Genomic DNA, 24,675 nt, shown 5'->3' on the forward strand with positions numbered 1-24,675 from the left:
ATCCACAGTGGTCGAAAAAACCAAAATGATGATCTTCGCCGGGAATGCCACTCCCAACCTGGCGCAGAGTGTTGTCAATCACCTCAATCTGCCTCTGGGCAAGGCGGTCGTCGGTCGCTTCAGCGATGGCGAGGTGCAGGTGGAACTGTTGGAGAATGTCCGTGGGCGGGATGTCTTCATCATCCAGTCCACTGGCGCCCCCACCAATGACAATCTCATGGAACTGCTCATCATGGTGGATGCCTTGCGCCGGGCTTCGGCTGGCCGCATCACCACGGTGATTCCCTATTTTGGCTACTCCCGCCAGGATCGCCGCGTGCGCTCTGCCCGTGTGCCCATCTCCGCCAAGGTGGTGGCCAACATGCTCGAGGCGGTGGGTGCCGACCGGGTGCTGACCGTGGATGTACACGCCGATCAGGTGCAGGGTTTCTTCAACGTACCGGTGGACAACGTCTACGCTTCGCCCATCCTGCTGGGGCATATCTGGCGTCAGAAGATCCCGAACCTGCTGGTGGTCTCGCCGGACGTGGGCGGTGTGGTGCGTGCCCGGGCCCTGGCCAAGCGCCTGGACGACGCCGAGCTGGCCATCATCGACAAGCGCCGGCCCAAGGCCAATGAATCCCAGGTGATGCACATCATCGGCGATGTGCAGGACAAGACCTGCATCATCATCGACGACCTGGTGGATACCGCTGGCACCCTGTGTCAGGCCGCCAAGGCCTTGAAGGAGCACGGTGCCGCCAAGGTCATGGCCTATGCCACGCACCCGGTCCTTTCGGGGCCCGCCATCGAGAACATCAGCAACTCGGAGCTGGATGAGCTGGTGGTCACCGACACCCTGCCGTTGCGTCCCGAGGCCCAGGCCTGTGATCGCATCAAGCAACTCAGCGTGGCCGGCATGCTGGCCGAGACCATCCGCCGCATCAATCGCGAGGAGTCGGTCAGCTCGCTGTTCGTCGACTGACGGTACGGAACCCATTTTGGCCGGGAGGCCCCCTCCCGGCCCCATCGCCCCTCCTGGTCGCGGGAGGGGTTTCTTTTGTAAGTCGGAGAGTCAGACATGAGTGTGGATTTTGAACTGCAAGCAGAGTCGCGTACGGAGCGGGGCAAGGGTGCGAGCCGCCGCCTGCGCCGGGCCGGCCGACTGCCCGCCATTATCTATGGTGCGGGCAAGGAACCCATGAGCATCACGCTGGACCACAGCGCAGTCTGGCTGTGTCAGGAGCATGAAGCCTTTTATTCCCATATCCTCAATGTGACGATCGATGGTCGCCTGGAGAAGGCCATCGTGCGTGATCTGCAGCGTCACCCCTACAAGCCCTTCCTGGTGCACATGGACCTGCAGCGTGTGAGTGAAAACGAGGCTGTGCGTGTGCACGTGCCCCTGCACTTCCTCAATGAAGAGACCTGCGTGGGCGTGAAGAAGGGCGGCGGCATGCTCAGCCACCAGTCCGTGGAAGTGGAAGTGGAATGCCTGCCCCGTGATCTGCCCGAGTACATCGAGGTGGACGTGGGCGAGATGAACGTGGGCGATTCCGTGCATCTGTCGGAGCTGGTTCTGCCCCAGGGCGTGGCACTGACGGCCCTGGCGCAGGGCCCCGATCATGACCTGCCAGTGGTGAGCGTGCTCAAGACCCGCGGCGGCAGCGCTGCTGAGGACGAGGGCGCTGAGGGCGGCGAGGAATCGCCCGAGGCCTGATGATGGGCTGCTGGTTGGCGTCGGGTGAGGTCTGGAATGGATGCGTGCCATGAGTGAACAGGACACGATCCGCCTGATCGCGGGGCTGGGCAATCCCGGCCCCAAGTATGACCGGACCCGGCACAATGCCGGGTTCTGGTTTGTGGACGCCCTGGCCCAGCGTCATGGCGGGCAGTTCCGCTCCGAGAGTCGCTTTGCCGGCGATGTGGCCCGGGTGACGATCGGCGGTCAGGATGTGTGGCTGCTCAAGCCCATGGCCTACATGAACCACAGCGGGCAACCCATTCGCCTGTTGTCGGACTTCTACCGAATTCCCGTGGCCGCCATCCTGGTGGTCCACGACGAGATCGACCTGCCTCCAGGGGCTGCTCGGATCAAGCGCGGCGGGGGGCATGGTGGCCACAACGGGCTGCGTCATATCATGAGCCATCTGGGCAAGGACTTTTTGCGCCTCAGGTTGGGCGTGGGTCACCCCGGGCATCGGGATGACGTGGTGCCTTTCGTCCTCAGTCGGCCAGCCCCCGATGAGGATGTGGCCATCCAGGACAGCATCGAGCGTGCTCTGGATATCGCTCCGCTGCTGTTCGCCGGGGAGGCTCAGAAGGCCATGAACCAGCTCCACACCAGCCCTTAGCCCCCTTCCAGACAAGAATTCAAGACCGGAGTCCGGACCCCTCATGAGCCTCAAATGCGGTATTGTCGGCCTGCCCAACGTGGGCAAGTCCACCCTGTTCAACGCCCTCACCAAGGCCGGCATCCAGGCCGAGAACTATCCCTTCTGTACCATTGACCCCAACGTGGGCGTCGTGCCGGTGCCCGATCCGCGTCTTGAGGTGCTGGCGGGTATCGTCAAGCCCGAGCGTGTGCTGCCGACCACCGTGGAGTTCGTGGACATCGCCGGCCTGGTGGCCGGTGCGTCCAAGGGGGAGGGCCTGGGCAATCAGTTTCTGGCCCATATCCGCGAGACCGATGCCATTACCCATGTGGTGCGCTGTTTCGAGAATGATGATGTGGTACACGTGGCCGGCCGGGTGGACCCGGTCTCCGACATCGAGGTGATCCATACCGAGCTCGCCCTGGCGGACCTGGATACGGTGGAAAAGGCCCTGACGCGGCTGGTGCGTAATGCCAAGTCCGGCAACAAGGAGGCCATTGCCCGCAAGGTCGTAGCTGAAAAGGTTCAGGCCGTTCTGGCGGAGGGTCGCCCCGCACGCACCGTGGAACTCAGCGACGAGGAGCGTCCGCTGCTCAAGGAATTGCAACTGATCACCGCCAAGCCGGCCATGTTCATCGCCAATGTCAACGATGATGGTTTCACCGACAACCCGCTGCTGGAGCGGGTGCGCGAACTGGCTCAAGCTGAACAGGCTCAGGTGATCCCGGTATGTGCTGCCATTGAGGCAGAGATCGCCCAGCTGGAAGACGACGAGAAGGTGGAGTTCCTCGCCGAGATGGGTCTGGAAGAGCCGGGTCTGGATCGGGTGATCCGTGGCGCCTACGATCTCCTGGGGCTGCAGACCTTCTTTACCGCAGGCGTGAAAGAAGTGCGTGCCTGGACGGTCAAGCGTGGCGCCACCGCGCCGCGCGCCGCCGGGGCCATTCACACGGACTTCGAGAAGGGCTTCATCCGGGCAGAAGTGATCGCCTACGATGACTATGTGGCCTGCAAGGGGGAGCAGGGCGCCAAGGATGCCGGCAAATGGCGCCTGGAAGGCAAGGAATACATCATGAAGGAAGGCGACGTGGTGCACTTCCGCTTCAATGTATAGGCCTTGACAAGTCTGCCTGAAACCATGAAAATACCGCGCTTCTCATGGCTACGTAGCTCAGCTGGTTAGAGCATCGCACTCATAATGCGGGGGTCGGTGGTTCGAATCCACCCGTAGCCACCATACGATTCGATAAGACGCATCAATACCAGAAAGCCCGGATATTGTCCGGGCTTTCTGCGTTTCTGGAGGCCTCTTTTGGCGACGACCGAATCCCTCCCTATCCTGTTCATGGGCGTGGTGCTCGGCCTGTCCGCCGGCGTGGCGCCCGGCCCCTTGCTGGCCCTGGTGATCTCCGAGACGCTGCAGCATGGGGTGCGCTCTGGCATGAAGGTGGCTTTGGCGCCGTTGCTGACGGACCTGCCCATCATCCTGCTCACCCTGTTCATCCTGGCGCAGTTGGCCGATGTGGAGTTGGTGCTGGGAGGGCTGTCCGTGATCGGGGCCGGCGTGGTGGCCTGGCTGGGATGGGAGTCTGTGCGCTTTCAGCCTGTCCTTGCAGGCGAGGGCGTCATACCCCGGGAGCGCTCCCTGCAAAAGGCTGTGTTGGCCAACATGCTCAGCCCGCATCCTTATCTGTTCTGGCTTAGCGTTGGCGGCCCCATTGTCATCCGCTCCGCCGAGTCCAGCCCATGGGCTCCGGCGGCTTTTGTCGCAACCTTTTACCTGTTGCTGGTGGGCGCCAAGATAGGTGTCGCCCTGATGACCTCGCGCGCGCGATCCTGGCTGACGGGGCGAGCCTATGTCATGATGGTGCGCGCTCTGGGGTGGGCGCTGTGGGGTTTGGCGGCGGTGCTGCTGTACGAGGGGCTAAGGGCGCTGCTGGGCTAGGGTCGGGACGTCTCGGGAGGCAATCAGCCGGACGCAAAAGGGGCAGTATCCGATAAGCGGCGCAGTCGACGCGGCCCATCGGCGTTGTGTTAGGCTTGACACGTCCAAGGAGTGCCTCTGTGTCAAACATCTCGACGCAACCCCCCGGCAAGACGTCAAGGGAATCTCCATCGAAGGAGCGCCCGGACTCTTCGCCACCTGCTGAATCCGCGGTCCCCGAGTCGGCGCCCGTGATCGTGGGTGTGGGTGCCTCGGCCGGGGGCTTGGAAGCCATTGAGCAGTTTCTCGCGCCCGTGCCGGCGGATTGCGCGCTGGCCTTCGTGGTGGTGCAGCATCTGCCCCCTGGCCGCAGTACGCTGCTTCCAGAGTTGCTGCAGAAGATCACGCCATTGACGGTGCGCGAGGCAGAGGATCGCATGCCAGTGCGGTCAGGTGAAGTCTATGTCATTCCTCCGGGGAAAGACCTGTCGGTGTTGCACAGTCGACTGCAGCTGTTGGATCCCCCAGCCGAACGGGGCGTGAGACTGCCCATTGATTTCTTCCTGCGCTCTCTGGCCACGGACGAGGACAATGTCAGCATCGGTGTGATTCTATCCGGCACCGGCTCCGACGGCACCCTGGGCATGCGTGCCATCCGCGACCACGGTGGCCTCACCCTGGCGCAGAGCCCGGAGGAAGCCCAGTTTCCCGGCATGCCCCGTAGCGTGATTGACGCGGGCGTAGTGGACGTGGTCCTGCCAGTGGCGGCCATGTTTGAGCGTATCATCGACTTCCTCCAGCGACGCCAACAGGGTGACGCCGCACTGTGGCATCCTCGTGATGCGGAGCCGGAGCCCGGGCTGGAGAAGATCATCGTTCTGCTGCGTGCACGCACGGGCCATGACTTCTCCCACTACAAGACCAACACTCTGTGTCGGCGCATCGAACGGCGCATGGGGCTGCACCAACTGGAGAATCTGTCAGGTTATATCCAGTTCCTGAGGGGTAATCCCCAGGAACTGGACCTGCTGTTCCAGGAGTTGCTCATTGGCGTCACCAACTTTTTCAGGGATCCGGGCTCCTGGGAGGCCCTGGAACAGCAGGTGCTGATTCCCATGATCCAGGGCGGGGCGCCTGAAGGCCGCACCCTCCGGGCCTGGGTGGTGGGCTGTTCCACGGGCGAGGAGGCCTACTCCCTGGCCATCGCCTTTCGCGAGGCGCTGGATAAGACCTCCCCCGCCGGGGAGGTGACCCTGCAGATCTTTGCGTCGGACCTGAATGAACACGCCATCGACCAGGCCCGCAAGGGTATCTTTCCGGCCAATATCGCCGCTGATGTCGCCGAGCCGCTTTTGAGCAAGTATTTTCAGCAGGAGGCCGGTGGTTACCGGGTTAACCGGACGATTCGTGAAGCCGTGGTGTTTGCGACCCAAAACGTGATCATGGATCCCCCCTTCACCAAGCTGGACCTGCTGACCTGCCGCAATGTCCTGATCTATCTGGATATCGAACTGCAGAATCAATTATTGCGACTGTTTCATTACAGTCTGTTGCCCGGTGGTGTCCTGTTTCTGGGCAACGCCGAAGGTACCGGCCGACTCGGTGATCTGTTTCTACCAGTGGACAAGGGGGCGCATCTGTTCCGACGAGGCGAGGGGCGTCCGAGCTTCACCGATACGCCCTTCAAGGGCCTCTCTCCACCTGAGGATGCCCAGGAAACTGCCGTGTACCCCATCTCTACGTCGCCGGATAACAATCTGCAGACTCAGGCGGAACGTCTGATACTGGACGTCTTCGCACCGCCCGCGGTGCTGATCAATGCCGATGGCGACATCCTCTACATCTTCGGGCGCATTGTTGAGTTCCTGGAACCCGCCGCCGGTAAGGCCAACTGGAACATCCATGTCATGGCGCGTGGGGCGCTGGCCCAGGAACTGGACGTAGCTATCCCCGAGGCTTCCAGCCAGGGAACCTGCGTGACCCGTCTCGTCTTCCAGGATTCGGATCAAGGCCAGGGGCGAGCCATTCGCTTGACCCTGCACCCGATTCAGGCACCCCAGGACCTGGCAGGCATGCTCATGATTTCCTTCCTGGCGTTGCCGCCGGAGCTTTACCAGGATCAGGCCCATTGGCCCGTCCATGAGGAGAGCCGGCGGGTCCGGGAGTTGGAGCAGGCCCTTCATCAGACCCGGGAAGAACTGCGCGCCACCCGGGAATTCATGCAGACCTCTCAGGAGGAACTGCGCTCGGCCAATGAAGAGCTACAATCCACCAACGAGGAACTGACCACATCCAAGGAAGAGATGCAGTCCCTGAACGAGGAGTTGCAAACCGTGAACGCGGAGTTGCAGGCCAAACTGGAGGAACTGACCGAAGCCAACAGCGACATGAATAACCTGTTCAACAGCACGGATATTGCGACGGTCTTCCTGAGCAGCGAGTTGACCATTCGGCGCTTCACCAGTCCGGCCCGGCAGATCTTCAAGCTGCTCCCCGGGGATGTGGGGAGGCCCCTGAGCGACATTGTGACCGACCTGGACTATCCGGATCTGCTGGATAATGCCCGGGAGGTCCTGAACACACTGATGTTCTCGTTGGAAGAGATTTCCACCCACGATGGTCGCTGGTATCAGGTGAAGATCATGCCCTACCGCACCCTGGATGATGTGATTTCCGGTGTGGTGATCACCTTCTCGGACATCACCAAGGCCAAGGTGCTGGAGTCTCGGCTCCGAGCGCTCACACCAGGTTCAGATAACACCGGCGAGGCGGGCAAACATGACGAGTGATATTCCGCGGGATGCGGGGGAATTGCGTCGCAAGGCGGAAGAGGCACTCAAGCAACGTCGGCATCCATCGGGTTCTGCTCCCGATCAGGACAATCTCAGGGCCCTGGTGCATGAACTGCAGGTGCACCAGATCGAACTGGAGATGCAGAACGAGGCCCTGCAGCAGGCCCGGGATGAAGCGGAACGCACCCGGGATCTCTTTGAACAACTCTACGATCACGCCCCCGTGGCTTATTTCAGCCTGGACCCCGAGGGAGTGATCCTGCGCACCAACCTGACGGCAGCCCGGTTGCTGGACATCCCCCGGCAGGCACTGGTCAATCGGCGGCTGGCCCTGTTCGTGGCCCAGGATCAGCGCGGGCTTTTCCTGGACCTGCTGAACCAGGCCTTTGCTGGCAAGTATACCCAACGCCATGAACTCACCATCCACCCCGCCAGCGGGGGAGACCGGGTTCTCCAGATCGAGGCCGGCATCCACCCTATGGAAACCGCCCACTGCCTGCTGGCGGGCACGGATATCACCGCCATGGTGGAGGATCGCCGCGCCTTGAGGGTGGCGGCCTCTGTCTATGAGGCCCTGGATGAGGCGGTGATGATCTCCGATGCCCACCAGCGCATTGTCTCGGTCAATCCCGCCTTCACCCGCCTGACCGGCTATGCCGCCCATGAGACGCACGACCAGAGCACCGGTCTGATCCGAGCTCACCGGGAGCCCGAGGCCTTCGATGAGCATCTCCAGCGCAGCCTGAACACCACTGGCCATTGGCAGGGCGAGATCTGGCATCGTCACAAGTCCGGCGGCGATTATATGGCCTGGGCCGCGATCCATCTGCTGAAGGATGATCAGTGCCGTCCCATGCGCTGCATCACCGTGTTCCGGGATATCACCGAACAACGCCGAGCGGAGGAGGCCATATGGCGCCAGGCCAATTTTGACTCACTCACGGGCCTGCCCAACCGACAACTATTCCAGGATCGCCTGCGCCAGGGCATCACGCGGGTACGGCGCCATGGACAATTTCTGGCCCTGCTGTTCCTGGACCTGGACAAGTTCAAGGAGGTGAATGACCGCTTTGGGCACGATGTCGGTGATGCCGTATTGGTGGAGGCGGCCCGACGCATCAGCCGGCATGTGCGCAAGAGCGATACCATAGCCCGGCTCAGCGGCGATGAATTCACGGTGATCATGGGAGATCTGTCGGGCGAAGCGGGTGTGGATGATCTGGCCGGCAAGATCATCACCGCCATGGATCAACCCTTTATGGTGGAGGGCCACGAACTCAGTCTCTCCGCCAGTATCGGCGTCGCCTTTTGTCCCGCCGATGGTGTTGAACTCAAGGATTTGCTGAGGGCCGCGGACCAGGCCATGTACGCTGCCAAACAGGCTGGGGGGCGTCGTCTGAGGCATTACTCGAGCCAGGGCAATGCGGCCCTGGAACTTCGCAATGCCTTGATGAGCGATCTGCCCGGGGCCTTGGAGCAGGGGCAATTTTTGCTGCATTTCCAGCCCATTATCCAGCTGGAAACCAAACGAACCGTCATGATCGAAGCCTTGCTACGCTGGGACCACCCGGAGCGCGGCATGCTCCATGCCGGGCAGTTCCTGGGCGTGGCACAGGAATGCAGCCTGGTGCGCCAGATCGATCAGTGGGTGTTTCAGGAGTCGCTGGCCGTCATCAAGCGACTCAATGCCGAGCGCGGCCGTGAGCAGCAGCCTCTGCAAGTGGCCATCAATGAGTCGGCTCACCGTTTCGTGGATGCCCAGGGTGTGGATGCCTGGAAGGCACAGCTGGAGTCCTCCGGTGTGGCGCCGGAGTCCGTGGTCATCGAGATTACCGAACGCCTGCTGCAGGAAGATGGGGAACAGGTCTATGACTGGTTTGCGCAGGTCCACGGTAGTGGCCTGAAGATTGCGCTGAGCCAATTTGGCATCAGTCGCACGGGCATCCCCTATCTGCAGCGTTACCCCATCGACATGCTGAAGATCGACCACGAATTCGTGCAGAACATGCCGAATCACGCCACCGATCAGACCATCGTGACCACCCTGATCAACATGGCCCATCGCCTGGGCCTGCGGGTGATCGCGGAGGGGGTGGAGACCCCCGCGCAACGCGAACTGCTGATGGCGGCGGGGTGTGACTACGCCCAGGGCCATCTCTTTGGCAAGCCGCTGCCCGCCAGAGAGCTCTCTGCCTCACCTTGAGCCCGCCGGCCCTTTGATGTGACAGCTTGATGTTACAGGCGTCCCGCCAGCACCAGCTTTTTCTGTGCGCCAGCGTACGGATTAGCTCGTGGATGAGTGGTGCGCCGGGGTTTCTACAATGAGCCGATCACATTCGCGTTTGACCACGGCATAGCATTCGCAACTGCGCGCTTCCAGGCCTTCCCGGTCCAGAACGGTGATGTGGCCGCGATGATAGGTGATGAGGCCCGCCCGTTGCAGTTTACCGGCAGCCTCCGTCACGCCTTCGCGCCTGACGCCAAGCATGTTGGCGATCAACTCCTGGGTCATGTGAAGCTGATTGGATGGCAAGCGATCAAGGGACAGAAGCAGCCACCGGCATAGTTGCTGGTCCAGGGTGTGGTGGCGGTTGCAGACCGCAGTCTGGGCCATCTGGGTGAGCAGTGCCTGGGCGTAGCGCAGCAGCAGATTGTGCAATATGCCTTGGCGACGCCCGCCCACGCGATGGAAGGCCTCCTTGAGGTGCCGGGCGCTCAGTCGATAGGCCTGCCCGGCACTTTGTACCACCGCCTGACTCGGGGTGCTCTCGCCGCCCATGAACAGTGCGACCCCGACCACACCGTCCCTGCCCACCACTGCGATTTCCGCCGAGGAGCCATCCTCCATCACATAGAGCAGGGAGACAATGGCGTCGATGGGGAAGTAGACATACTCCATCTGGACGCCGGGCTCGTAGATCATCTGCCCCAGAGGGAGTGAAACGAGTTCCAGGCCGGGGAGCAGGTGCTTGTAATCTTTATTCGGCAGCAGGGCAATGAGTTGGTTGACCCTGGGGCTTGGTACGACATGCATGAGGGAGGTCCCTTTCGCCAGTCATTTTTCTGGGCAGTATAACCAGACGTCGGAGCAAAAAAATGTGAACTCTTTGCCGATCCGTGGGCTTTGCAACCGCCATGTGTGGTACCGAACAGACATCCACTGCCTCCAGAATCGATAGTGAACCAGACGGCCACCGTGACGATACCGGTGGAAGCCCTGAGTCAAAAAAGGCGCCTCGGCAATGGGTCTCAAGGCCCCGGTCCGAGTGCCGAGTCTTTTCTGGAGTCCCCTCATGAAGCCAACAGCCACCCCTTCCGAAGCCATTGCGGACCCCCGAGCGTTACAGCACGCGCTGGCCGACTATCGTCATCCCAGCCTGGTCCGCAGTTTGCTTGAACTGGCGATCACCATCCTTCCGTTCGGCCTCTTCTGGTTTCTCACCTGGGCCAGCGTAAGTGCCGGCTACTGGATCGGCCTGCTACTGGTCGTACCTGCCGCCGGCTTTCTGGTCCGCTTGTTCATGATCCAGCATGACTGCGGGCATGGATCGTTCTTTCTCTCCCGCCGCGTCAACGACTGGGTGGGACGGGCCATCGGCGTCTTGACACTGACGCCTTATGATTTCTGGCGCCACACACACGCGCTCCATCACAAGCACTCTGGCAATCTGGAACGCGCACATGTGGGGAGCATCGATACCCTGACTGTGCACGAATATCAGGCCCTGCCGCGGGCGCAGCGTCTGCGCTATCGCCTGTACCGGCACCCTCTGGTGCTGTTCGGCCTGGGCCCTGCGTATCTATTCATTCTGTACAACCGCGTGCCCGTGGGCTTCATGCGTGCGGGATGGATGCCCTGGGTGAGTACCATGGGCACCAATGTGGCCATCGTGCTTCTTGCCGCCGCGATGATCTCGCTGGTGGGGGTGGGTGAATTCCTTATTGTGCAACTGCCCATCACGGTGCTTGCCGGGACGATGGGCGTCTGGTTGTTCTATATCCAGCACCAGTTCGAGCATACCCGCTGGGCCCATGACAACGAGTGGACATTCCACGAAACAGCCCTGTATGGCAGTTCATACTATGACCTGCCCGCCCCCTTGCGCTGGATGACCGCCAATATCGGTTTACATCATGTCCACCACTTGGCCAGCCGCGTCCCGTTCTACCGGTTACCCGAAGTGATGGAGGCGCATCCGCAGCTCAGACAGACCAGTCGTGTCACCCTGCAGGAGAGCCTGCGATGTGCCCGGCTTGCCCTGTGGGACGAGGAGCAGCGGCGCCTCGTGCCCTTTGAGCAAGCGACGAAGGCGCCCCGACAAAGTGCCTAAATGCAGGCAGTCAATTCTTCAGCGAAAGCCGAGGAAACCAAGGATGAACAGGATGATCACGATGGCACCGACGATATAAATGATCTGATTCATGAGCTTCTCCTCTGGATGCGCGGGTCCTGCTGGAGTGCAAGAACCCGGTTATTCGCTTACGATGGTAGGTAGATCTGGACGTCGCGTCGGTGCGGCGCCGCACAGAGAGTTCATCCGTCGGCCAGGCATCGCAACACGCTTGCGGTTTTCGTGCCACTCCTGGCTTTGTGCGGCAGCAAACAGACAGATGGCAGGGCAAATCGTAGCTTCCCTGCAATGAACCGGCTGGCTTCCAGGTCTTGAATCTGTCCATTCAGTCAGCATATTCAATGAGCCCGAGCGCCCCATGAAGAAGAATTTCATCCTCATCCTGGTTGTTGTCTTGATCGCGATCTTGTCCTTCACATGGCTCCGCTGGGGGCCGAATTCCTGGGAGGTGCAGATTTCCGGCACCACCGGCGATGGAAGGGAAATCCAATACCGCCTGGAAACGGTCTATCCTGGTACATCCAAAACCTTGATCTTTCGTAACGAGGATGCCGGTTTTTTCCCTCCGTACTTTAAATTTGACTCAGCCAATCTGCAGGCTCTTGCGAGCCGGATTGAGGAACAATGCCCGGAGGTGCCTGTCACCATCAATGGATATGGCTGGCGCATTTCGTTCCTGAACATGTTTCCTAACGCCACATCAATTGATGCCCCGAAGCATTGTACCCAGGCATCAACCCGCTCCCCAGGGTCATCCCCCGACGTCCCCCTGCCCGAGACCACCGACTGATCGCGTTGCACAATGGATTTCGCTTTGTTCGCCAGCGAACAGAGCCCGGATGGTTCTTTGTTTACTCTGGATTATGGCGACTGAATGATCCTGTTGGATCATTCGGAGCCACTCACCGTAGTTGTCAGGAGTAAAGAGTATGAAGACGGGGATGCCGAAGCGATCTGTCGTGCGTTCGTGATCGGCAGTCAGCCCACTGAGGAACAAGATCTCGAGTACTTTGTCCGGCGCCTGGTGGAGGTGGCGTTGCGCGCACTCTCGCCTGGCATCAACGATCCGTTTACTGCGATGACGTGTATTGACGGCCCGAGGCGGCACCCGGCGGCACGGTCATCGATGCTGCGCATGCCACCAGGAGCAAGCTGGCTGCCATGATGGAGGCGACGCGGGACAGGGGGGAATAGGGCGTTTTCATGGACGTTCTCCTGATCCGCGTTGCATTTCCTGTTTCAGCACTTCGATGCTGGTTTCCATTTCTTCATTGATCGCCTTGGCCTTTATCAGCCCGGCTTTGGCGGATGCGAGTTCTGCATTCACACGGGACTGTTCGGCCAAGCGCTCGGCCTTGTCCATGTCCTCGCTCTGCACGGCCTTGCGAGCCGCCGCAAGGTTCTATGTTCGGTAGCGGACAGACTGCCGGACGGGTCGGGTGTAGCCTCGTCAGGGTCACAGGTTGGCTTCCAGGCCTGGAAGCAGCCGTCACCAGGAGAAAGCACATGAAGACATTCAGAATATGGACTGGCGCTGCCTTGGTCCCGGGACTGCTGCTCGTTGCCTTATCGGGTTGTGATAAGGGGCCGGCTCAGCAGGCCGGCGAGAACGTCGATGACGCCATGGACGAAGCAGGCGACTCCCTCGAAAGGGCGGGTGACAACATTCAGGATGCGGGCGAGGATGCCCGTGACTGACCAACGGGGTGCACATGCTGAAGGTAACCCCCGCATTGTCTTACGTTATCGGGTGAAGATCATGAACAAAGATCAGGTGAAGGGCCGGGCCAAGGAGGCCACGGGCAAGGTCAAGGAAGTCACCGGCCGCGCGGTCGGCAATGAAAAGCTGGAAGCGAAAGGGAAAATCGAGAAGGGTGCCGGCCACGTTCAGGCCGAATACGGCGATGTGAAGGAGGACCTCAAAAAGGATTCGCACTAGTCCGTTGTGGTCGGCTGATGTCTGTCGTCGGGCGGCCGGAAGTTTCGTGTCCGGTGGCCCGACAGTTCAAAGCTCCTCCCTCTTTTCCCCGCGATTTTTTCTGGAGTTGTCATCATGAATGCATGGCTAAGATATGGCTCGGTATTGTTCATGGCCTTCGCGCTGTTGGCGATGGTGAGCTGTGCGGGCTCTTCTACTCAGCAGTCGACCGGAGAATATGTGGATGACGCCGTGATCACGACCAAGGTCAAGACGGCGATACTCAATGACCCCGATCTGCATGTGACCGAGATCAGTGTCGAGACCTATGAGGGGGTGGTTCAGCTCAGTGGCTTTGTGAGTTCCAGGGCTGAGATCAACCGGGCGGTGGAGGTGGCCCGTGGCGTGGGCGGCGTGAAGGATGTGATGAACGACATGCGCGTCAAGTGAGGTTTCGCTTGTGGTCAGCAGGGCGACGGCATCCGCCAAGTGATGCCGGTGATGTTGAATTGTTGCGTGCCGAGTTGTTCAGCCTCGAACAACTCAAGCGCCATGCGGTGGCTCTGGCCGGGCGACACCGTCTCTCGCCCCGTCCGGGACCCGATCGATTGCTGCCCCGACTGGCGGACAATGCGCGAGTCTTGCTGGCGGCCTACGATGTGGTCACTGCCGCCGCTTCGCCGGGTCAACGGGTCATGCCGGCAGAGGCCTGGCTGCTGGATAATTTCTATCTGATCGAACAGCAGGTCAGCCAGGCCCGACGGCATTTGCCACGCGGGTACAGCCGGCAGCTACCTCGACTGGTCGATGGTCCATCTGCCGGGTTCCCGCGTGTCTATGATCTGGCACTGGAGCTGATTTCCCATATGGATGGCCGGGTCGATGGCGACACCGCCACCCAGTTTCTCGCTGCCTATCAGTCCGTTGAGCCCCTCAAGGTCGGCGAATTATGGGCCTTCCCGATCATGTTGCAGTTGGCGCTGCTGGAGAATCTGCGCCGGGTCGGGTTGAGTATTGCCCGGCGTCGTCGGGAGCGTGACGCGGCCCTTGCCTGGGCGGATCGCATGCTGGTGACGGCCGAGCAGGATCCCGGGCAACTCATCCAATTACTGGCTGAATTTGCACGGGCGGATGTGCCGCTGACAGCCCCGTTCGTGGAGGCCTTTGATGCGGCACTCCAGGCCCAGGGGCCGGCTCTGGCCTTTATTCAGACCTGGGTGGAGCACAAGCTGCTGGAGCAGGGGGTGACCGCCGAGCAGTTGTTGGAAGTGGCCGGACGCACGGCCGCCGCCAACCAGATTTCCATGGCCAACAGCATCGGCAGCCTGCGTTTCATCAGCAGCATGGACTGGAAGGATTACGTTGAGTCGCTCAGTGTGGTCGAGCAGATTCTGCGGGATGACCCCATGGGGACGCATGCCCAGCAGGATTTTGTCACCCGGGATCGTTATCGACACGTGGTGGAGGACGTGGCCCGGGCAGCGGCCTGTCCCGAGCAGGATGTAGCCCGGGCAGCGGTCGATCTTGCCCGTAGCGCAGCGACCCAGCGGGGAGAGCAGGACCGCAGCGCCCATGTGGGCTATTACCTGATCGATCGGGGGCGAGCAGCACTGGAGCAGGCGGTAAATTGCCACATGCCCGGTACCGTGCGGCTGGCGCGGCGTTGTCGACCGGCGCGCTTGCCCCTGTATCTGGGAGCGGTGGCGTTGCTCTCATTGCTGGTGGTGACGGGCGTGCTGTGGTTTGTGGAGAGATTCGAGCCGGGCACGGGATGGGCCTGGGGCCTGGTGATCCCTTTGCTGATTGCTGTGTCGGCGCCGGTTGTCTCGCTGGTCAATCTATTGGTCACACTGTGCCTGCCACCCAGGGTTCTGCCGCGTATGGATTTTTCCGGCGGGATCCCCAAGGCTCAGCGCACCATGGTGATTGTGCCCACCTTGTTGACCGGACCCAAGGATATCGACCGTCTGCTGGATGCGCTGGAAATTCGTTATCTGGGCAACCGGGATCCCCAGCTGTTCTTTGCCTTGCTCACGGATTTTTGTGATGCCCACCAAGCGGTGCAGCCGGAGGACGCGGCCCTGCTCGAGCAGGCCCGGGCGGCGGTCGAACGACTCAACCAGCGTTATCGGGACGATCGGCCCGGCATTTTTTATCTGTTCCATCGGCCTCGGGTATGGAACCCGTTCGAACGGGTGTGGATGGGCTACGAGCGCAAGCGTGGCAAGCTGGAACAATTCAATGCCCTTCTCAGAGGCGGGGCGGTGGGGGCCTTTTCAGAGATCATTGGGGATACCCGCCAGCTGTCATCCATCCGTTTCGTCATCACTCTGGACACCGATACCCAGTTGCCACGGGATGCTGCGCGTCAACTGGTGGGGAACCTGGCGCATCCGCTCAACCGACCCGTGCATGATCCGGACAAGGGTCGCATCGTTGAGGGTTACGGCATTCTGCAGCCCCGCACCTCCATCAGCTTGAACAGCGCCCATCAATCGCGTTTTTCCAGGCTGTTCGCTGGTGAGCCGGGCATGGACCCCTATACACGCGAGGTCTCCGATGTGTATCAGGACCTGTTCGGCGAAGGCTCCTTCGTCGGCAAGGGCATTTACGACGTGGACGCTTTTCGTCAGGCCATCGATGGCCGCCTGCCGGAAAATCTCATTCTCAGTCACGATCTGCTGGAGGGAGGCTATGCTCGTTCGGCGCTGGTGACCGATGTGGATCTGCTTGAAGAACTCCCGGCCGCTTATCCCGCTGAAGCCAGCCGTCGCCACCGCTGGATACGGGGCGACTGGCAATTGGTGGGCTGGTTGCTGCCGTGGGTGCCGGCCCCGCAGGGACACACTCCCACGCGGGTGCCCAACCCCCTGTCGGCCCTGTCCCGCTGGAAGCTGTTCGACAATCTGCGCCGCAGTCTGGTGGCGCCCTCCTTGCTGGCCTTGCTACTGGGGGGGTGGCTGTCGGGTGCCGGGCCGGTGTGGTTCTGGAGCCTGCTGGTGCTGATGCTGGTGGTTGTGCCCACTCTGCTGCCCGCGCTGATCGAACTGTGGCGCCGCCCGCGGGACCGGGATCGTCGAGTCCATCTGAGTCTGACCGGACGGGCCATGGTACGCCCACTGGCCCAGGCCCTGCTGACCTTGGTGTTTCTGCCTTACGACGTCCGGATCTGCCTGGGGGGCATCGCCTGTTCCTGGGGGCGAATGCTGTTTACCCGTCGCGGTCTCCTGCTTTGGCACTTGCCCGGCTATTCCCGTCGTCATGCCCGCCGGACACTCACGGACTATTGCCGGGAGATGTGGATCGCGCCGGCCCTGGCACTGGGTGTGGGCGCCGGTATGGCCTGGTCCGCTGGAAACGCCTGGATGACGCAAGGGGTGTTTGCTGCCCCATTTTTGTTGCCGTGGCTGGTGTCGCCAGGTATCGGCTGGTGGATCAGTCGACCGCCGGGCGATCGCATACCCCGCCTGAGCGAGGTACAGGAGGTCTTTCTGCGCCGGTCAGCCCGCAAGACCTGGCGTTACTTTGCCGACTTTGTGGGGCCGGAGGATCACTGGCTGCCCCCGGATAATTTTCAGGAAACCCCGGCGCCGATGGTGGCCTCACGCACCTCGCCGACCAATATCGGCATGGCCTTGCTGGCGGATCTGGCTGCCCATGACTTCGGCTATGTAACCACGGGCGAATGCCTTGAGCGCATCGACCAGACCCTATCCACGTTGGAGCGCCTGGAGCGCTATCGGGGGCATTTCTACAATTGGTATGACACTCGTACCCTGGAGCCACTGCAGCCTAGATATGTGTCCTCGGTGGATAGCGGTAATCTCGCTGGAGCCTTGCTCACGCTGCAAGCCGGGCTGGCCGAACTGAAGGATCAGCCGGTGCCATCACCCCAGGCATTCCAGGGTCTACTGGATACCCTGGGGGTGTTGGGCGAGCAGGGCATTGCATCATCCGCGACCCTGGTGGAGCTTGAAGGTCGGGTCCAGCGGATGCGGGACGAGTTGAAAGAGGCTTCGGCAAAAGGGGTGTCCATATCCATCAACGACCTCATTGCCGCCCTGGAAGCGATTCAGAAAGGCGGGGGTGCGGCTGCCCTCCTGGGAGAGAGCGGGGCAGCGGCATCGAGCTACTGGGTTCAGGCCTTTGATCGGCAGGTGACTGCCCTGAGGGACGAGTGGGTGGGGCTGTTCCCTGGGGGTGGGGCGGTGACGGCAGCGGGGCCCTCACGGGGCCTGCTGGCCACAGTGGAGACGACGGGCGAGGGTGCCCGGGCGCAGCTGGACCTCATCGATGACCTGATTGGCCGTTGCCGTCATCTGGCCAGGATGGATTTCGAGTTCCTCTACGATGCCCCCTCCGGATTGTTGGCCATTGGCTACGACGTGAGTGAGCGCCGCCGTGATCCGGCCTGTTATGACCTGTTGGCCTCGGAAGCACGCCTGGCCAGCTTTTTGCTGATTGCTCAGGGGCAACTGCCCCAGAAACACTGGTTTGCCCTGGGGCGCCTGCTGACCAGTCATGGGGGAGATGTCAGCCTGATTTCCTGGAGCGGGTCGATGTTTGAGTACCTGATGCCGCAACTGATCATGCCCAGCTTTGCCAACACCCTGCTGGCGCAAACCTGCAAGGCAGCCGTGTTGCGTCAGATTGAATATGGCCGGCAGCGGGCGGTGCCCTGGGGGATTTCTGAATCCTGCTATAACGTGACCGATATGAGCCAGGTCTACCAGTACCGGGCCTTTGGCGTGCCCGGTCTGGGTTTCAAGCGAGGATTGGGTGAGGATCTGGTGATTGCCCCCTATGCCACGGCACTGGCACTGACGGTACTGCCCGGGCAGGCCTGCCGGAACCTGGAACGGCTGGCCGAGACGGGCTTTCTCGGTGCCTATGGCTTTTACGAGGCGGTGGATTACACACCGTCCCGGGTGCCTCGGGGCAAGCCCTGTTTCATTGTGCGCAGCTTCATGGCCCACCACCAGGGCATGAGCCTGCTGGCCTTTGCCCATGTGTTGCTGGGGCAGCCCATGCAGCGTCGGTTCAGGGCCGATCCGCGAGTGAGGGCGACAGAGTTGCTGTTGCAGGAGCGTGTTCCCAGGCAGGGGGCCACCTTGCATCCTCATGCCGCCGAGGTGAGTGCTTCCGCCCAGCCACCCGATGCCGAGCTGGGCAGTATCATGCGGGTGTTCAAGCAAACCACCACGCAGATACCCGAGGTGCATTTGCTGTCCAACGGCCGCTACCACGTCATGGCCACCCATGCCGGCGGTGGCTACAGCCGCCGGCATGAGCTGGCCGTGACCCGCTGGCGCGAGGATGTCACCACCGACGCCTGGGGCACCTTCATCTACCTGCGCGACCGCGACAGCGGGCAGTATTGGTCCAGTGCCCATCAGCCCACGCTGCGCCGCGCGGATCACTATGAGGCCATCTTCGTGCAGGCCCGTGCCGAATACCGGCGAAGTGACCAGGCCATCGATACCCACACCGAAATCAGCGTCTCTGCCGAGGATGATGTGGAGATTCGCCGTGTCACCCTGACCAATCAGTCGTCCCGGCCGCGTCATATCGAGCTGACCAGCTATGCGGAGGTGGTCCTGGCACCGTTGGCAGCCGACCTGGCCCATCGTGCGTTCAGTAATCTGTTCGTGCAGACGGAGATTCTGCCCGATCATCAGGCCATCTTGTGCACGCGGCGGCGGCGCACCCCGGATGAACAGGTGCCCTGGATGTTTCATCTCATGGCTGCCCCGGGGGCCGTGGTGGATGCGCCGTCCTTTGAGACCGATCGTGTCCGCTTCGTGGGGCGGGGTCGCACACCGGTCAACCCGCTGGTGCTGGATGCGTCCCCGTCGATCGAGCGTCTTTCCAACACATCGGGGGAGGTACTGGATCCCATCGTGGCCATCCGTCGCACCGTCACCCTGACACCCGATGAGTCGGCGAGTGTCCAGATCATCTCTGGTGTTGCCGATACCCGGGAGGCGGCACTGGCCTTGCTGGAGAAGTATTGCGATCGGCACTTCGTTGAACGCGCCTTCGAGATGGCCTGGTTCCACAGTCAGGAGGTGTTGCGCGCCCTGAATGCCTCCGAGGCTGAGGTCCAGGTGTATGGGCGCCTGGCCACCTCGGTGGTCTTCGCTAGCGCACTGCGCCGCGCCGCACCGGGGGTCATCGCCCGCAATCAACTGGGGCAGTCGGGCCTGTGGCGTTTTGCCATCTCCGGGGATCTGCCCATCGTCCTGTTGCATATTGGTGACATCCATCGCATTGACCGGGTCAAACAGGTCTTGCAGGCCCACGCCTACTGGCGGATGAAGGGACTGATGGCTGATCTGGTCATCCTGAATGAGGACTTTTCAGGCTACCGGGCAGTCCTGCAGGACCGGATCATGGGTCTGATCCATTCAGGCCCCGAAGCGCAGATGCTGGACAAGCCGGGGGGGGTCTTTCCGCGCCGTGCCGAAGAGTTGTCGGAGGACGAGCGGGTGCTGTTGCAGACGGTGGCGCGCATCGTCTTCAGCGATACGGCGGATACCCTGATCGAGCCGGTGGAGCGTCGGGTTTCGGCAGGGCGCCGGTCGGATTGGCTGGAGCCGGTGCGGCCGCTGGCGACCGAGGTTGCGCCGCTCCCCGTGGCACGGGATCGCATTTTCAACAATGGTCTGGGTGGTTTTACGCCCGATGGCAGGGAGTATGTCATCACCCTGGCACCGGGACAGCAAACACCGGCCCCTTGGGTGAACGTGATTGCCAGTCCGCACATCGGCACGGTGGTGAGTGACGCGGGCAGTGCCTATACCTGGGTGGACAATGCCCACGAGTTCCGGTTGACTCAGTGGCACAACGACCCTCTGTCCGACACCAGCGGCGAGGCCTTCTATATCCGCGACGAGGAAACCGGAGCCTTCTGGTCGCCGACGCCGCTGCCGGCCCGAGGGCGCAACGGTTATGTCTGTCGACATGGCTTCGGCTACAGCGTGTTCGAGTATCAGGAGTCGGGTATCGCCTCGGAATGGCGCACCTATGTCACCCTGGATGCACCGGTCAAATGTGTGGTGATCAAGTTGCACAACCATTCCCGGCGTACACGGCGATTGTCTGTGACCGGGTACTGGGAGCTGGTGCTCGGCGAATGGCGGCATGCCAATCTGATGCATATCGTCACCGAAATGGAGCCCCATACGGGGGCGCTGCTGGCGCGTAATGCCTACGGGCGCGAGTGGTCCCGTCGGCTGGTCTTTGCCCATGTGAGCGAGCGGGACCGCTCGATCAGTGGTGGGCGTACGGAGTTCATCGGTCGTAACGGTTCCATGGCCAGGCCAGCGGCCATGCGTCGCAAGCGCCTGTCAGGCAGAACCGGAGCGGGGCTGGATCCCTGCGCGGCGGTGCAGGGTCGGGTGGAACTGGGGGCGGGACAGTCCGCCGAAGTCGTGTTTCTTTTTGGCGCAGCGACGAGCGTGGATGAAGTGGGAGATTTCATCCACCGGTTCGGGGGCCAGGCGGGCGCGCATCAGGCCCTGGAAGGCGTATGGGAATACTGGAATCACACCCTGGGCGCGGTTCAGGTGGAGACGCCCGACCCGGCACTGAACGTGCTGACCAACGGCTGGCTGGTTTATCAGACCCTGTCCAGCCGCCTGTGGGCACGCAGCGGCTATTATCAGTCCGGTGGTGCCTTCGGCTTCCGCGATCAGTTGCAGGATGTCATGGCCTTGATCCATACCACCCCCGAACTGGCCCGGGCGCAGTTGCTTCGCTGCGCCGGACGCCAGTTCCTCAAGGGGGATGTGCAGCACTGGTGGCATCCTCCCGGCGGCCAGGGTGTCCGCACTCATTTTTCTGATGACTACCTCTGGCTGCCCTATGTGACCTGCCACTACGTGACGGCCACCGGCGATACCGGTGTGCTGGAAGAGCCGGTTCATTTCCTGGAGGGGCGCGAGCTCAATCCCGATGAGGAGGCCAGCTACAGCCATCCGCAACGTTCCCCGGAAGTGGCCGGTCTCTATGAGCACTGCGTTCGAGCCCTCAGGCATGGTTTGCGTTTCGGTGTTCATCAATTGCCGTTGATGGGGGGCGGCGACTGGAATGATGGCATGAATCGGGTGGGCCACGAAGGCCGGGGTGAAAGCGTCTGGCTGGCGTGGTTCCTGTTCGATGCCCTGCAGCAGTTTGCCTGCCTTGCCCGGAGCCGGGATGACGGCGAATTTGCCGAGTTTTGCCTCGGGCAGGCCGAGCAATTGCGTGGCCATATCGAAGCAAGCGCCTGGGATGGCGCCTGGTATCGACGGGCCTGGTTCGACGACGGCACCCCCTTGGGGTCCGCCGTCAACGATGAGTGCCGCATCGACGCCATCAGCCAGAGTTGGGCCATTCTCTCGGGCGCTGGCGATCCCGGGCGCGCCTGTCAGGCGATGGAGGCGGTGGATCAGTATCTGGTGAGCCGAGGCGAGGGGCTGATCCGTCTGCTCGACCCGCCCTTTGATCAGTCTGCCCTGGAGCCCGGATACATCAAGGGGTATGTGCCGGGGGTGCGCGAGAATGGCGGTCAATATACCCATGCCGCGATCTGGACCACGATGGCCTTCGCCCGGATGGGCGACAGGCGGCGGGCCTGGGAGTGCTACGCCCTGCTCAACCCCGTCAACCATGGCGATACGCCTGAGGCGGTGGCGCGCTACAAGGTGGAGCCGTATGTCATGAGTGCGGATGTCTACGGTGCGCCGCCCCACACGGGGCGCGGCGGCTGGACCTGGTATACCGGGGCAGCGGGCTGGATGTACCGGCTCACCCTGGAGACCCTGCTGGGTCTGCAACTGCGGGTGGATCATCTGCGTATCGCACCCTGCATTCCCGGTCACTGGGATGCCTATACCGTTCACTACCGGTATCGAGAGACGCTCTACCATATCAAGGTGAGCAATGCGGCCGGGGAGTCCCAGCGGGTGATTCGAGTGACCCTTGATGGGGGGGTGGTCGAGGATGTCGCTGCGTTTGAAGCAGGCTGGGGCCGGATTCCCCTGTTGGACGATGGTGGGACGCACCACGTCGAGGTGGATCTGGGCTAGGGTGTCGCTGGGCTGAATGCTTCCCCACCGACCTTGTCCCCCGGTTCGATGCCGTGACGTTCGAACCAACCCGCGTTCACCTCCAGGGCGAAGCGCGCCGGCTTCGAGGCGGTATGCGGATGGGTGGTTTCCGGCTGCATGGTCATGATGTCGGTGATGCGATGGTCGGCGCTGATGAAGGCCACATCCAGAGGGATATAGGTGTTCTTCATCCACATGCTGTAGTGGGCATCGTGGGGCCATGCGAACAGCATCCCCTGGCCGTCGGGCAGGTGCTCGCGGAACATCAGGCCCTGGCGGCGGCTGACCCGGTCCATGGCCCTTTCCACCATGAGGGTGTGTTCGCCCACGGTAAGCGGCACCAGGACAGCGGCGGCCCCATCGGTAGGGTGTTCGCTCCGGAACAGGGGCAGGCAGGCCGTCAGCAGCAGGGCGCCAACGAGGCCCGTTAACAACAGTCGCCTGGACAGGCTGTCAGACCTTGCTGGCATCCGGCGGTACTCCCTTGCGGGGTGTCATCGGCGGCCGGGATGGGGCGGGGGGCAAACTAATGCAGGGTCGGCGGCGATTCATCGAAAAGGGCCGCGACGGCGGCGGCGTCCAGGCGATATTCCCGGTTGGCCAGGTCGTCGCGGATGACCACTTCGCCCTGTTCACTCAATACCGACTCCACCTCTTCACGGCCCAGGGAGCGGAGCATATTGCGCACCTTGGTCCAGTCTTCCGGCGTATCGTGGATCACCCGGCGGGGCTCGAACACACGGACCGTCTCCTCGGGGAAGAGGCGGGTGAGCAATGCTTGCGCCGGGACCTCGATCAATTCCCTCGGGGTGATGGTGGAGGCCAATTGCTCCACGCGGTTCCAGCCGTCCGGGTCCCGGGCATCGGCCTCGGGCAGTTTTTGCAGCAGCAGGCCGGCGATCCCCGTTGGGGTGGCGGCCAGGAAGAGCCGGGAGGGGAGTTGGTCCGACAGGCCCAGGTAGTGCTCGAACATGGTGGCGATGCGTTCGCCTTGCAGGGGCACCACGCTCTGCCAGGGCTGACGCATGGTGGGCATGTCCAGGGAGAGAATCAGTTGGCCGTCACCCAGCAATTGCGGGGCGGGTGCCGGCTCCATGCTGGGTGCGGTCTGGGCCATGGCCCGCAGATTCAACCGCTCATCGCAGTCGACCACCAGCAGTGAGATGGGACCGTTGCCCTTGAGCTGGAAGGTGATTCGTCCGGGTTGCTTGAGTGACTCGGAGATCAGCAGAGCGGTGGCACACATCTCGCCCAGCAGTTCGGTGGCCGGGAAGGGATAATCCCGTCCGGCGATGACCTGTTGCCACACCGGACCCAGGTGTACCACGGCGCCACGGATGTCCAGTTCGTCCAGCAGGAAGCGCTGTAGTTGATCCAGGCTCATGCCGATACCGCCCGATACCCATGGGGGTGTTTCAGGATCTCACGTGTTCCGATGCCGCGGAGGCGGCTGGTGGGGGCGGGATTGAGGTAGGACATGAAGGCGTGGGCTTGGTCTGTGTCAGCCCAGGATTATAACGACCTGGCCGCCATCATGAAGCGGGTGTCGGTGCGTTAATCAAAAAATATCAGGAGGGAAGGATTTCCAGAACGGTAGAGGCGGCTGACAAACCGCGTCGGATAGGCCTCTGCAAAGTCACTATCCGGCGTGTGAGGGGTTTGTCAGCGCGGCCTCTACCCGCACCGCGACTTCCGATGCTGCGAAGACCTCAGTAGAAGGGTCTCCACAGGAACACCAGGAAGTGGGCAGCAGCAGCCAGCACCATGAACACGGTGAAGGTGGTCTTGAACTGCTCGTGGAATTCCTTGGCTTGCTCTTCGCTCAGGCCGGAGATGCTGTTTTCATTCATGGTCTAAGTCCTCGTTGCTCAGGCGTTGTCTTCGGTGGCTTCAACAACTTCGCCGCGCAGCGGGTTGTAGTCGTCGTTGGCATACACAAAGGCGTGAACGGCCAGGGCCACCACCAGAACAGCCATCAGGATGGGCATCAGCCAGGTGCCGGGGTTGACCACCAGCCACAGCTTCCAGTCGTCGCGGGGGTTGCTGGGCTTGCTCGGTCTGTATTCGCTCATGGATATCATCCTCTTCAGGTTGAAGGCAGGGCTAAAACCCTGCGTGTAGTCCGGGTGTGAGTCTACGTTGACACGATGGGATGTCAAGGCGGCTGGACGCCCGTTGCCTCGGTGAGTCGTGGGAACCGTCAAAAGTGTTGAGCCAGGTCATGAACAGTGGGCAGGGCCCGG

Annotated in this window: 20 protein-coding genes and 1 tRNA gene; 15 read left to right on the forward strand and 6 right to left on the reverse strand. The window is 61.9% G+C overall.

All coding sequences use genetic code 11. The features are described 5' to 3' along the window. Positions 1–25: 25 nt before the first annotated feature. The 8 genes from BMY52_RS10875 to BMY52_RS10910 all read left to right on the forward strand — a co-directional run bounded on the left by BMY52_RS10875 (position 26) and on the right by BMY52_RS10910 (position 9,273). Positions 26–964 (forward strand): ribose-phosphate diphosphokinase, encoded by a 939-nt coding sequence (locus tag BMY52_RS10875; protein WP_177169932.1) that lies wholly within the window; start codon positions 26–28, stop codon positions 962–964. 96 nt (positions 965–1,060) lie between these two features. After that, positions 1,061–1,699 carry a 50S ribosomal protein L25/general stress protein Ctc gene (locus BMY52_RS10880; RefSeq protein WP_090254302.1) on the forward strand — a complete coding sequence of 213 codons (639 nt, stop codon included), beginning with the start codon at positions 1,061–1,063 and terminating at the stop codon, positions 1,697–1,699. Positions 1,700–1,748: 49 nt separating this feature from the next. Then, positions 1,749–2,333: an aminoacyl-tRNA hydrolase gene (gene pth, locus BMY52_RS10885; protein WP_090254304.1), complete on the forward strand. Its 585-nt coding sequence runs from the start codon at positions 1,749–1,751 to the stop codon at positions 2,331–2,333. A 43-nt stretch (positions 2,334–2,376) separates the two neighbouring features. Beyond that, the gene (gene ychF, locus BMY52_RS10890; protein WP_090254306.1) at positions 2,377–3,468 is read left to right on the forward strand and encodes a redox-regulated ATPase YchF; all 1,092 of its coding nucleotides are present in this window, start codon (positions 2,377–2,379) and stop codon (positions 3,466–3,468) included. A gap of 46 nt (positions 3,469–3,514) precedes the next feature. Continuing rightward, positions 3,515–3,591, forward strand: a tRNA-Met gene (locus BMY52_RS10895). Positions 3,592–3,666: 75 nt separating this feature from the next. Continuing rightward, positions 3,667–4,299: a LysE family translocator gene (locus BMY52_RS10900; protein WP_245740798.1), complete on the forward strand. Its 633-nt coding sequence runs from the start codon at positions 3,667–3,669 to the stop codon at positions 4,297–4,299. Between the two features lie 119 nt (positions 4,300–4,418). Further along, the gene (locus BMY52_RS10905; RefSeq protein WP_245740799.1) at positions 4,419–7,067 is read left to right on the forward strand and encodes a chemotaxis protein CheB; all 2,649 of its coding nucleotides are present in this window, start codon (positions 4,419–4,421) and stop codon (positions 7,065–7,067) included. Further along, a complete protein-coding gene (locus BMY52_RS10910) occupies positions 7,057–9,273 on the forward strand; it encodes a putative bifunctional diguanylate cyclase/phosphodiesterase (protein WP_090254308.1) in 2,217 nt (738 codons plus the stop codon). The genes BMY52_RS10905 and BMY52_RS10910 overlap by 11 nt, the downstream gene beginning before the upstream one ends. Before the next feature lie 81 nt (positions 9,274–9,354). On the opposite strand, the gene BMY52_RS10915 is transcribed toward BMY52_RS10910, so the two are convergent. Next, positions 9,355–10,104 (reverse strand): Crp/Fnr family transcriptional regulator, encoded by a 750-nt coding sequence (locus tag BMY52_RS10915; RefSeq protein WP_090254310.1) that lies wholly within the window; start codon positions 10,102–10,104, stop codon positions 9,355–9,357. Positions 10,105–10,363: 259 nt separating this feature from the next. Here BMY52_RS10915 and BMY52_RS10920 point away from each other — a divergent pair, with 259 nt between their 5' ends. The 3 genes from BMY52_RS10920 to BMY52_RS10930 all read left to right on the forward strand — a co-directional run bounded on the left by BMY52_RS10920 (position 10,364) and on the right by BMY52_RS10930 (position 12,587). Beyond that, positions 10,364–11,401 (forward strand): fatty acid desaturase, encoded by a 1,038-nt coding sequence (locus BMY52_RS10920; RefSeq protein WP_090254312.1) that lies wholly within the window; start codon positions 10,364–10,366, stop codon positions 11,399–11,401. 379 nt (positions 11,402–11,780) lie between these two features. Next, positions 11,781–12,212: a DUF1523 family protein gene (locus BMY52_RS10925; RefSeq protein WP_090254314.1), complete on the forward strand. Its 432-nt coding sequence runs from the start codon at positions 11,781–11,783 to the stop codon at positions 12,210–12,212. A gap of 84 nt (positions 12,213–12,296) precedes the next feature. Beyond that, a complete protein-coding gene (locus tag BMY52_RS10930) occupies positions 12,297–12,587 on the forward strand; it encodes a DUF2254 family protein (protein ID WP_090254316.1) in 291 nt (96 codons plus the stop codon). A 36-nt stretch (positions 12,588–12,623) separates the two neighbouring features. On the opposite strand, the gene BMY52_RS10935 is transcribed toward BMY52_RS10930, so the two are convergent. Beyond that, complete coding sequence (locus tag BMY52_RS10935) at positions 12,624–12,785, reverse strand: hypothetical protein (RefSeq protein ID WP_090254387.1); 162 nt, start codon at positions 12,783–12,785, stop codon at positions 12,624–12,626. A 143-nt stretch (positions 12,786–12,928) separates the two neighbouring features. Here BMY52_RS10935 and BMY52_RS10940 point away from each other — a divergent pair, with 143 nt between their 5' ends. The 4 genes from BMY52_RS10940 (at position 12,929) to BMY52_RS10955 (ending at position 22,411) form a co-directional block, all read left to right on the forward strand. Then, positions 12,929–13,120, forward strand: coding sequence for a hypothetical protein (locus tag BMY52_RS10940; protein WP_090254318.1), 192 nt, complete (start codon positions 12,929–12,931; stop codon positions 13,118–13,120). 61 nt (positions 13,121–13,181) lie between these two features. Next, positions 13,182–13,361, forward strand: coding sequence for a CsbD family protein (locus BMY52_RS10945; RefSeq protein WP_090254389.1), 180 nt, complete (start codon positions 13,182–13,184; stop codon positions 13,359–13,361). 114 nt (positions 13,362–13,475) lie between these two features. Beyond that, positions 13,476–13,790 carry a BON domain-containing protein gene (locus tag BMY52_RS10950; protein WP_090254320.1) on the forward strand — a complete coding sequence of 105 codons (315 nt, stop codon included), beginning with the start codon at positions 13,476–13,478 and terminating at the stop codon, positions 13,788–13,790. Positions 13,791–13,849: 59 nt separating this feature from the next. Then, positions 13,850–22,411, forward strand: a complete 8,562-nt coding sequence (locus tag BMY52_RS10955) for a GH36-type glycosyl hydrolase domain-containing protein (protein WP_090254322.1) — start codon at positions 13,850–13,852, stop codon at positions 22,409–22,411. Here BMY52_RS10955 and BMY52_RS10960 read toward each other — a convergent pair. The 4 genes from BMY52_RS10960 to pufA form a co-directional block, all read right to left on the reverse strand. Next, positions 22,408–22,902: a DUF192 domain-containing protein gene (locus BMY52_RS10960; RefSeq protein WP_090254324.1), complete on the reverse strand. Its 495-nt coding sequence runs from the start codon at positions 22,900–22,902 to the stop codon at positions 22,408–22,410. The genes BMY52_RS10955 and BMY52_RS10960 overlap by 4 nt on opposite strands. A 56-nt stretch (positions 22,903–22,958) precedes the next feature. Further along, positions 22,959–23,816 (reverse strand): Hsp33 family molecular chaperone HslO, encoded by an 858-nt coding sequence (hslO, locus tag BMY52_RS10965; protein WP_090254326.1) that lies wholly within the window; start codon positions 23,814–23,816, stop codon positions 22,959–22,961. A 325-nt stretch (positions 23,817–24,141) separates the two neighbouring features. Beyond that, positions 24,142–24,282: a light-harvesting antenna LH1, beta subunit gene (gene pufB / locus BMY52_RS10970; RefSeq protein WP_063464715.1), complete on the reverse strand. Its 141-nt coding sequence runs from the start codon at positions 24,280–24,282 to the stop codon at positions 24,142–24,144. Between the two features lie 18 nt (positions 24,283–24,300). Then, positions 24,301–24,504, reverse strand: a complete 204-nt coding sequence (pufA, locus tag BMY52_RS10975; protein WP_090254328.1) for a light-harvesting antenna LH1, alpha subunit — start codon at positions 24,502–24,504, stop codon at positions 24,301–24,303. Positions 24,505–24,675: the final 171 nt, after the last annotated feature.

Origin of the sequence: Ectothiorhodospira marina (assembly GCF_900109495.1) — a bacterium.
GTDB classification, from domain to species: Bacteria; Pseudomonadota; Gammaproteobacteria; order Ectothiorhodospirales; family Ectothiorhodospiraceae; genus Ectothiorhodospira; species Ectothiorhodospira marina.

What these genes read in the sequence shown, in the direction of transcription:
- BMY52_RS10875 (WP_177169932.1), top strand. Translation starts at nt 26, where the DNA reads ATGATGATCTTCGCCGGGAATGCCACTCCCAACCTGGCGCAGAGTGTT.
- BMY52_RS10880 (WP_090254302.1), top strand. Translation starts at nt 1,061, where the DNA reads ATGAGTGTGGATTTTGAACTGCAAGCAGAGTCGCGTACGGAGCGGGGC.
- pth (WP_090254304.1), top strand. Translation starts at nt 1,749, where the DNA reads ATGAGTGAACAGGACACGATCCGCCTGATCGCGGGGCTGGGCAATCCC.
- ychF (WP_090254306.1), top strand. Translation starts at nt 2,377, where the DNA reads ATGAGCCTCAAATGCGGTATTGTCGGCCTGCCCAACGTGGGCAAGTCC.
- BMY52_RS10910 (WP_090254308.1), top strand. Translation starts at nt 7,057, where the DNA reads ATGACGAGTGATATTCCGCGGGATGCGGGGGAATTGCGTCGCAAGGCG.
- BMY52_RS10915 (WP_090254310.1), bottom strand. Translation starts at nt 10,104, where the DNA reads ATGCATGTCGTACCAAGCCCCAGGGTCAACCAACTCATTGCCCTGCTG.
- BMY52_RS10920 (WP_090254312.1), top strand. Translation starts at nt 10,364, where the DNA reads ATGAAGCCAACAGCCACCCCTTCCGAAGCCATTGCGGACCCCCGAGCG.
- BMY52_RS10925 (WP_090254314.1), top strand. Translation starts at nt 11,781, where the DNA reads ATGAAGAAGAATTTCATCCTCATCCTGGTTGTTGTCTTGATCGCGATC.
- BMY52_RS10930 (WP_090254316.1), top strand. Translation starts at nt 12,297, where the DNA reads ATGATCCTGTTGGATCATTCGGAGCCACTCACCGTAGTTGTCAGGAGT.
- BMY52_RS10935 (WP_090254387.1), bottom strand. Translation starts at nt 12,785, where the DNA reads ATGGACAAGGCCGAGCGCTTGGCCGAACAGTCCCGTGTGAATGCAGAA.
- BMY52_RS10940 (WP_090254318.1), top strand. Translation starts at nt 12,929, where the DNA reads ATGAAGACATTCAGAATATGGACTGGCGCTGCCTTGGTCCCGGGACTG.
- BMY52_RS10945 (WP_090254389.1), top strand. Translation starts at nt 13,182, where the DNA reads ATGAACAAAGATCAGGTGAAGGGCCGGGCCAAGGAGGCCACGGGCAAG.
- BMY52_RS10950 (WP_090254320.1), top strand. Translation starts at nt 13,476, where the DNA reads ATGAATGCATGGCTAAGATATGGCTCGGTATTGTTCATGGCCTTCGCG.
- BMY52_RS10960 (WP_090254324.1), bottom strand. Translation starts at nt 22,902, where the DNA reads ATGCCAGCAAGGTCTGACAGCCTGTCCAGGCGACTGTTGTTAACGGGC.
- hslO (WP_090254326.1), bottom strand. Translation starts at nt 23,816, where the DNA reads ATGAGCCTGGATCAACTACAGCGCTTCCTGCTGGACGAACTGGACATC.
- pufB (WP_063464715.1), bottom strand. Translation starts at nt 24,282, where the DNA reads ATGAATGAAAACAGCATCTCCGGCCTGAGCGAAGAGCAAGCCAAGGAA.
- pufA (WP_090254328.1), bottom strand. Translation starts at nt 24,504, where the DNA reads ATGAGCGAATACAGACCGAGCAAGCCCAGCAACCCCCGCGACGACTGG.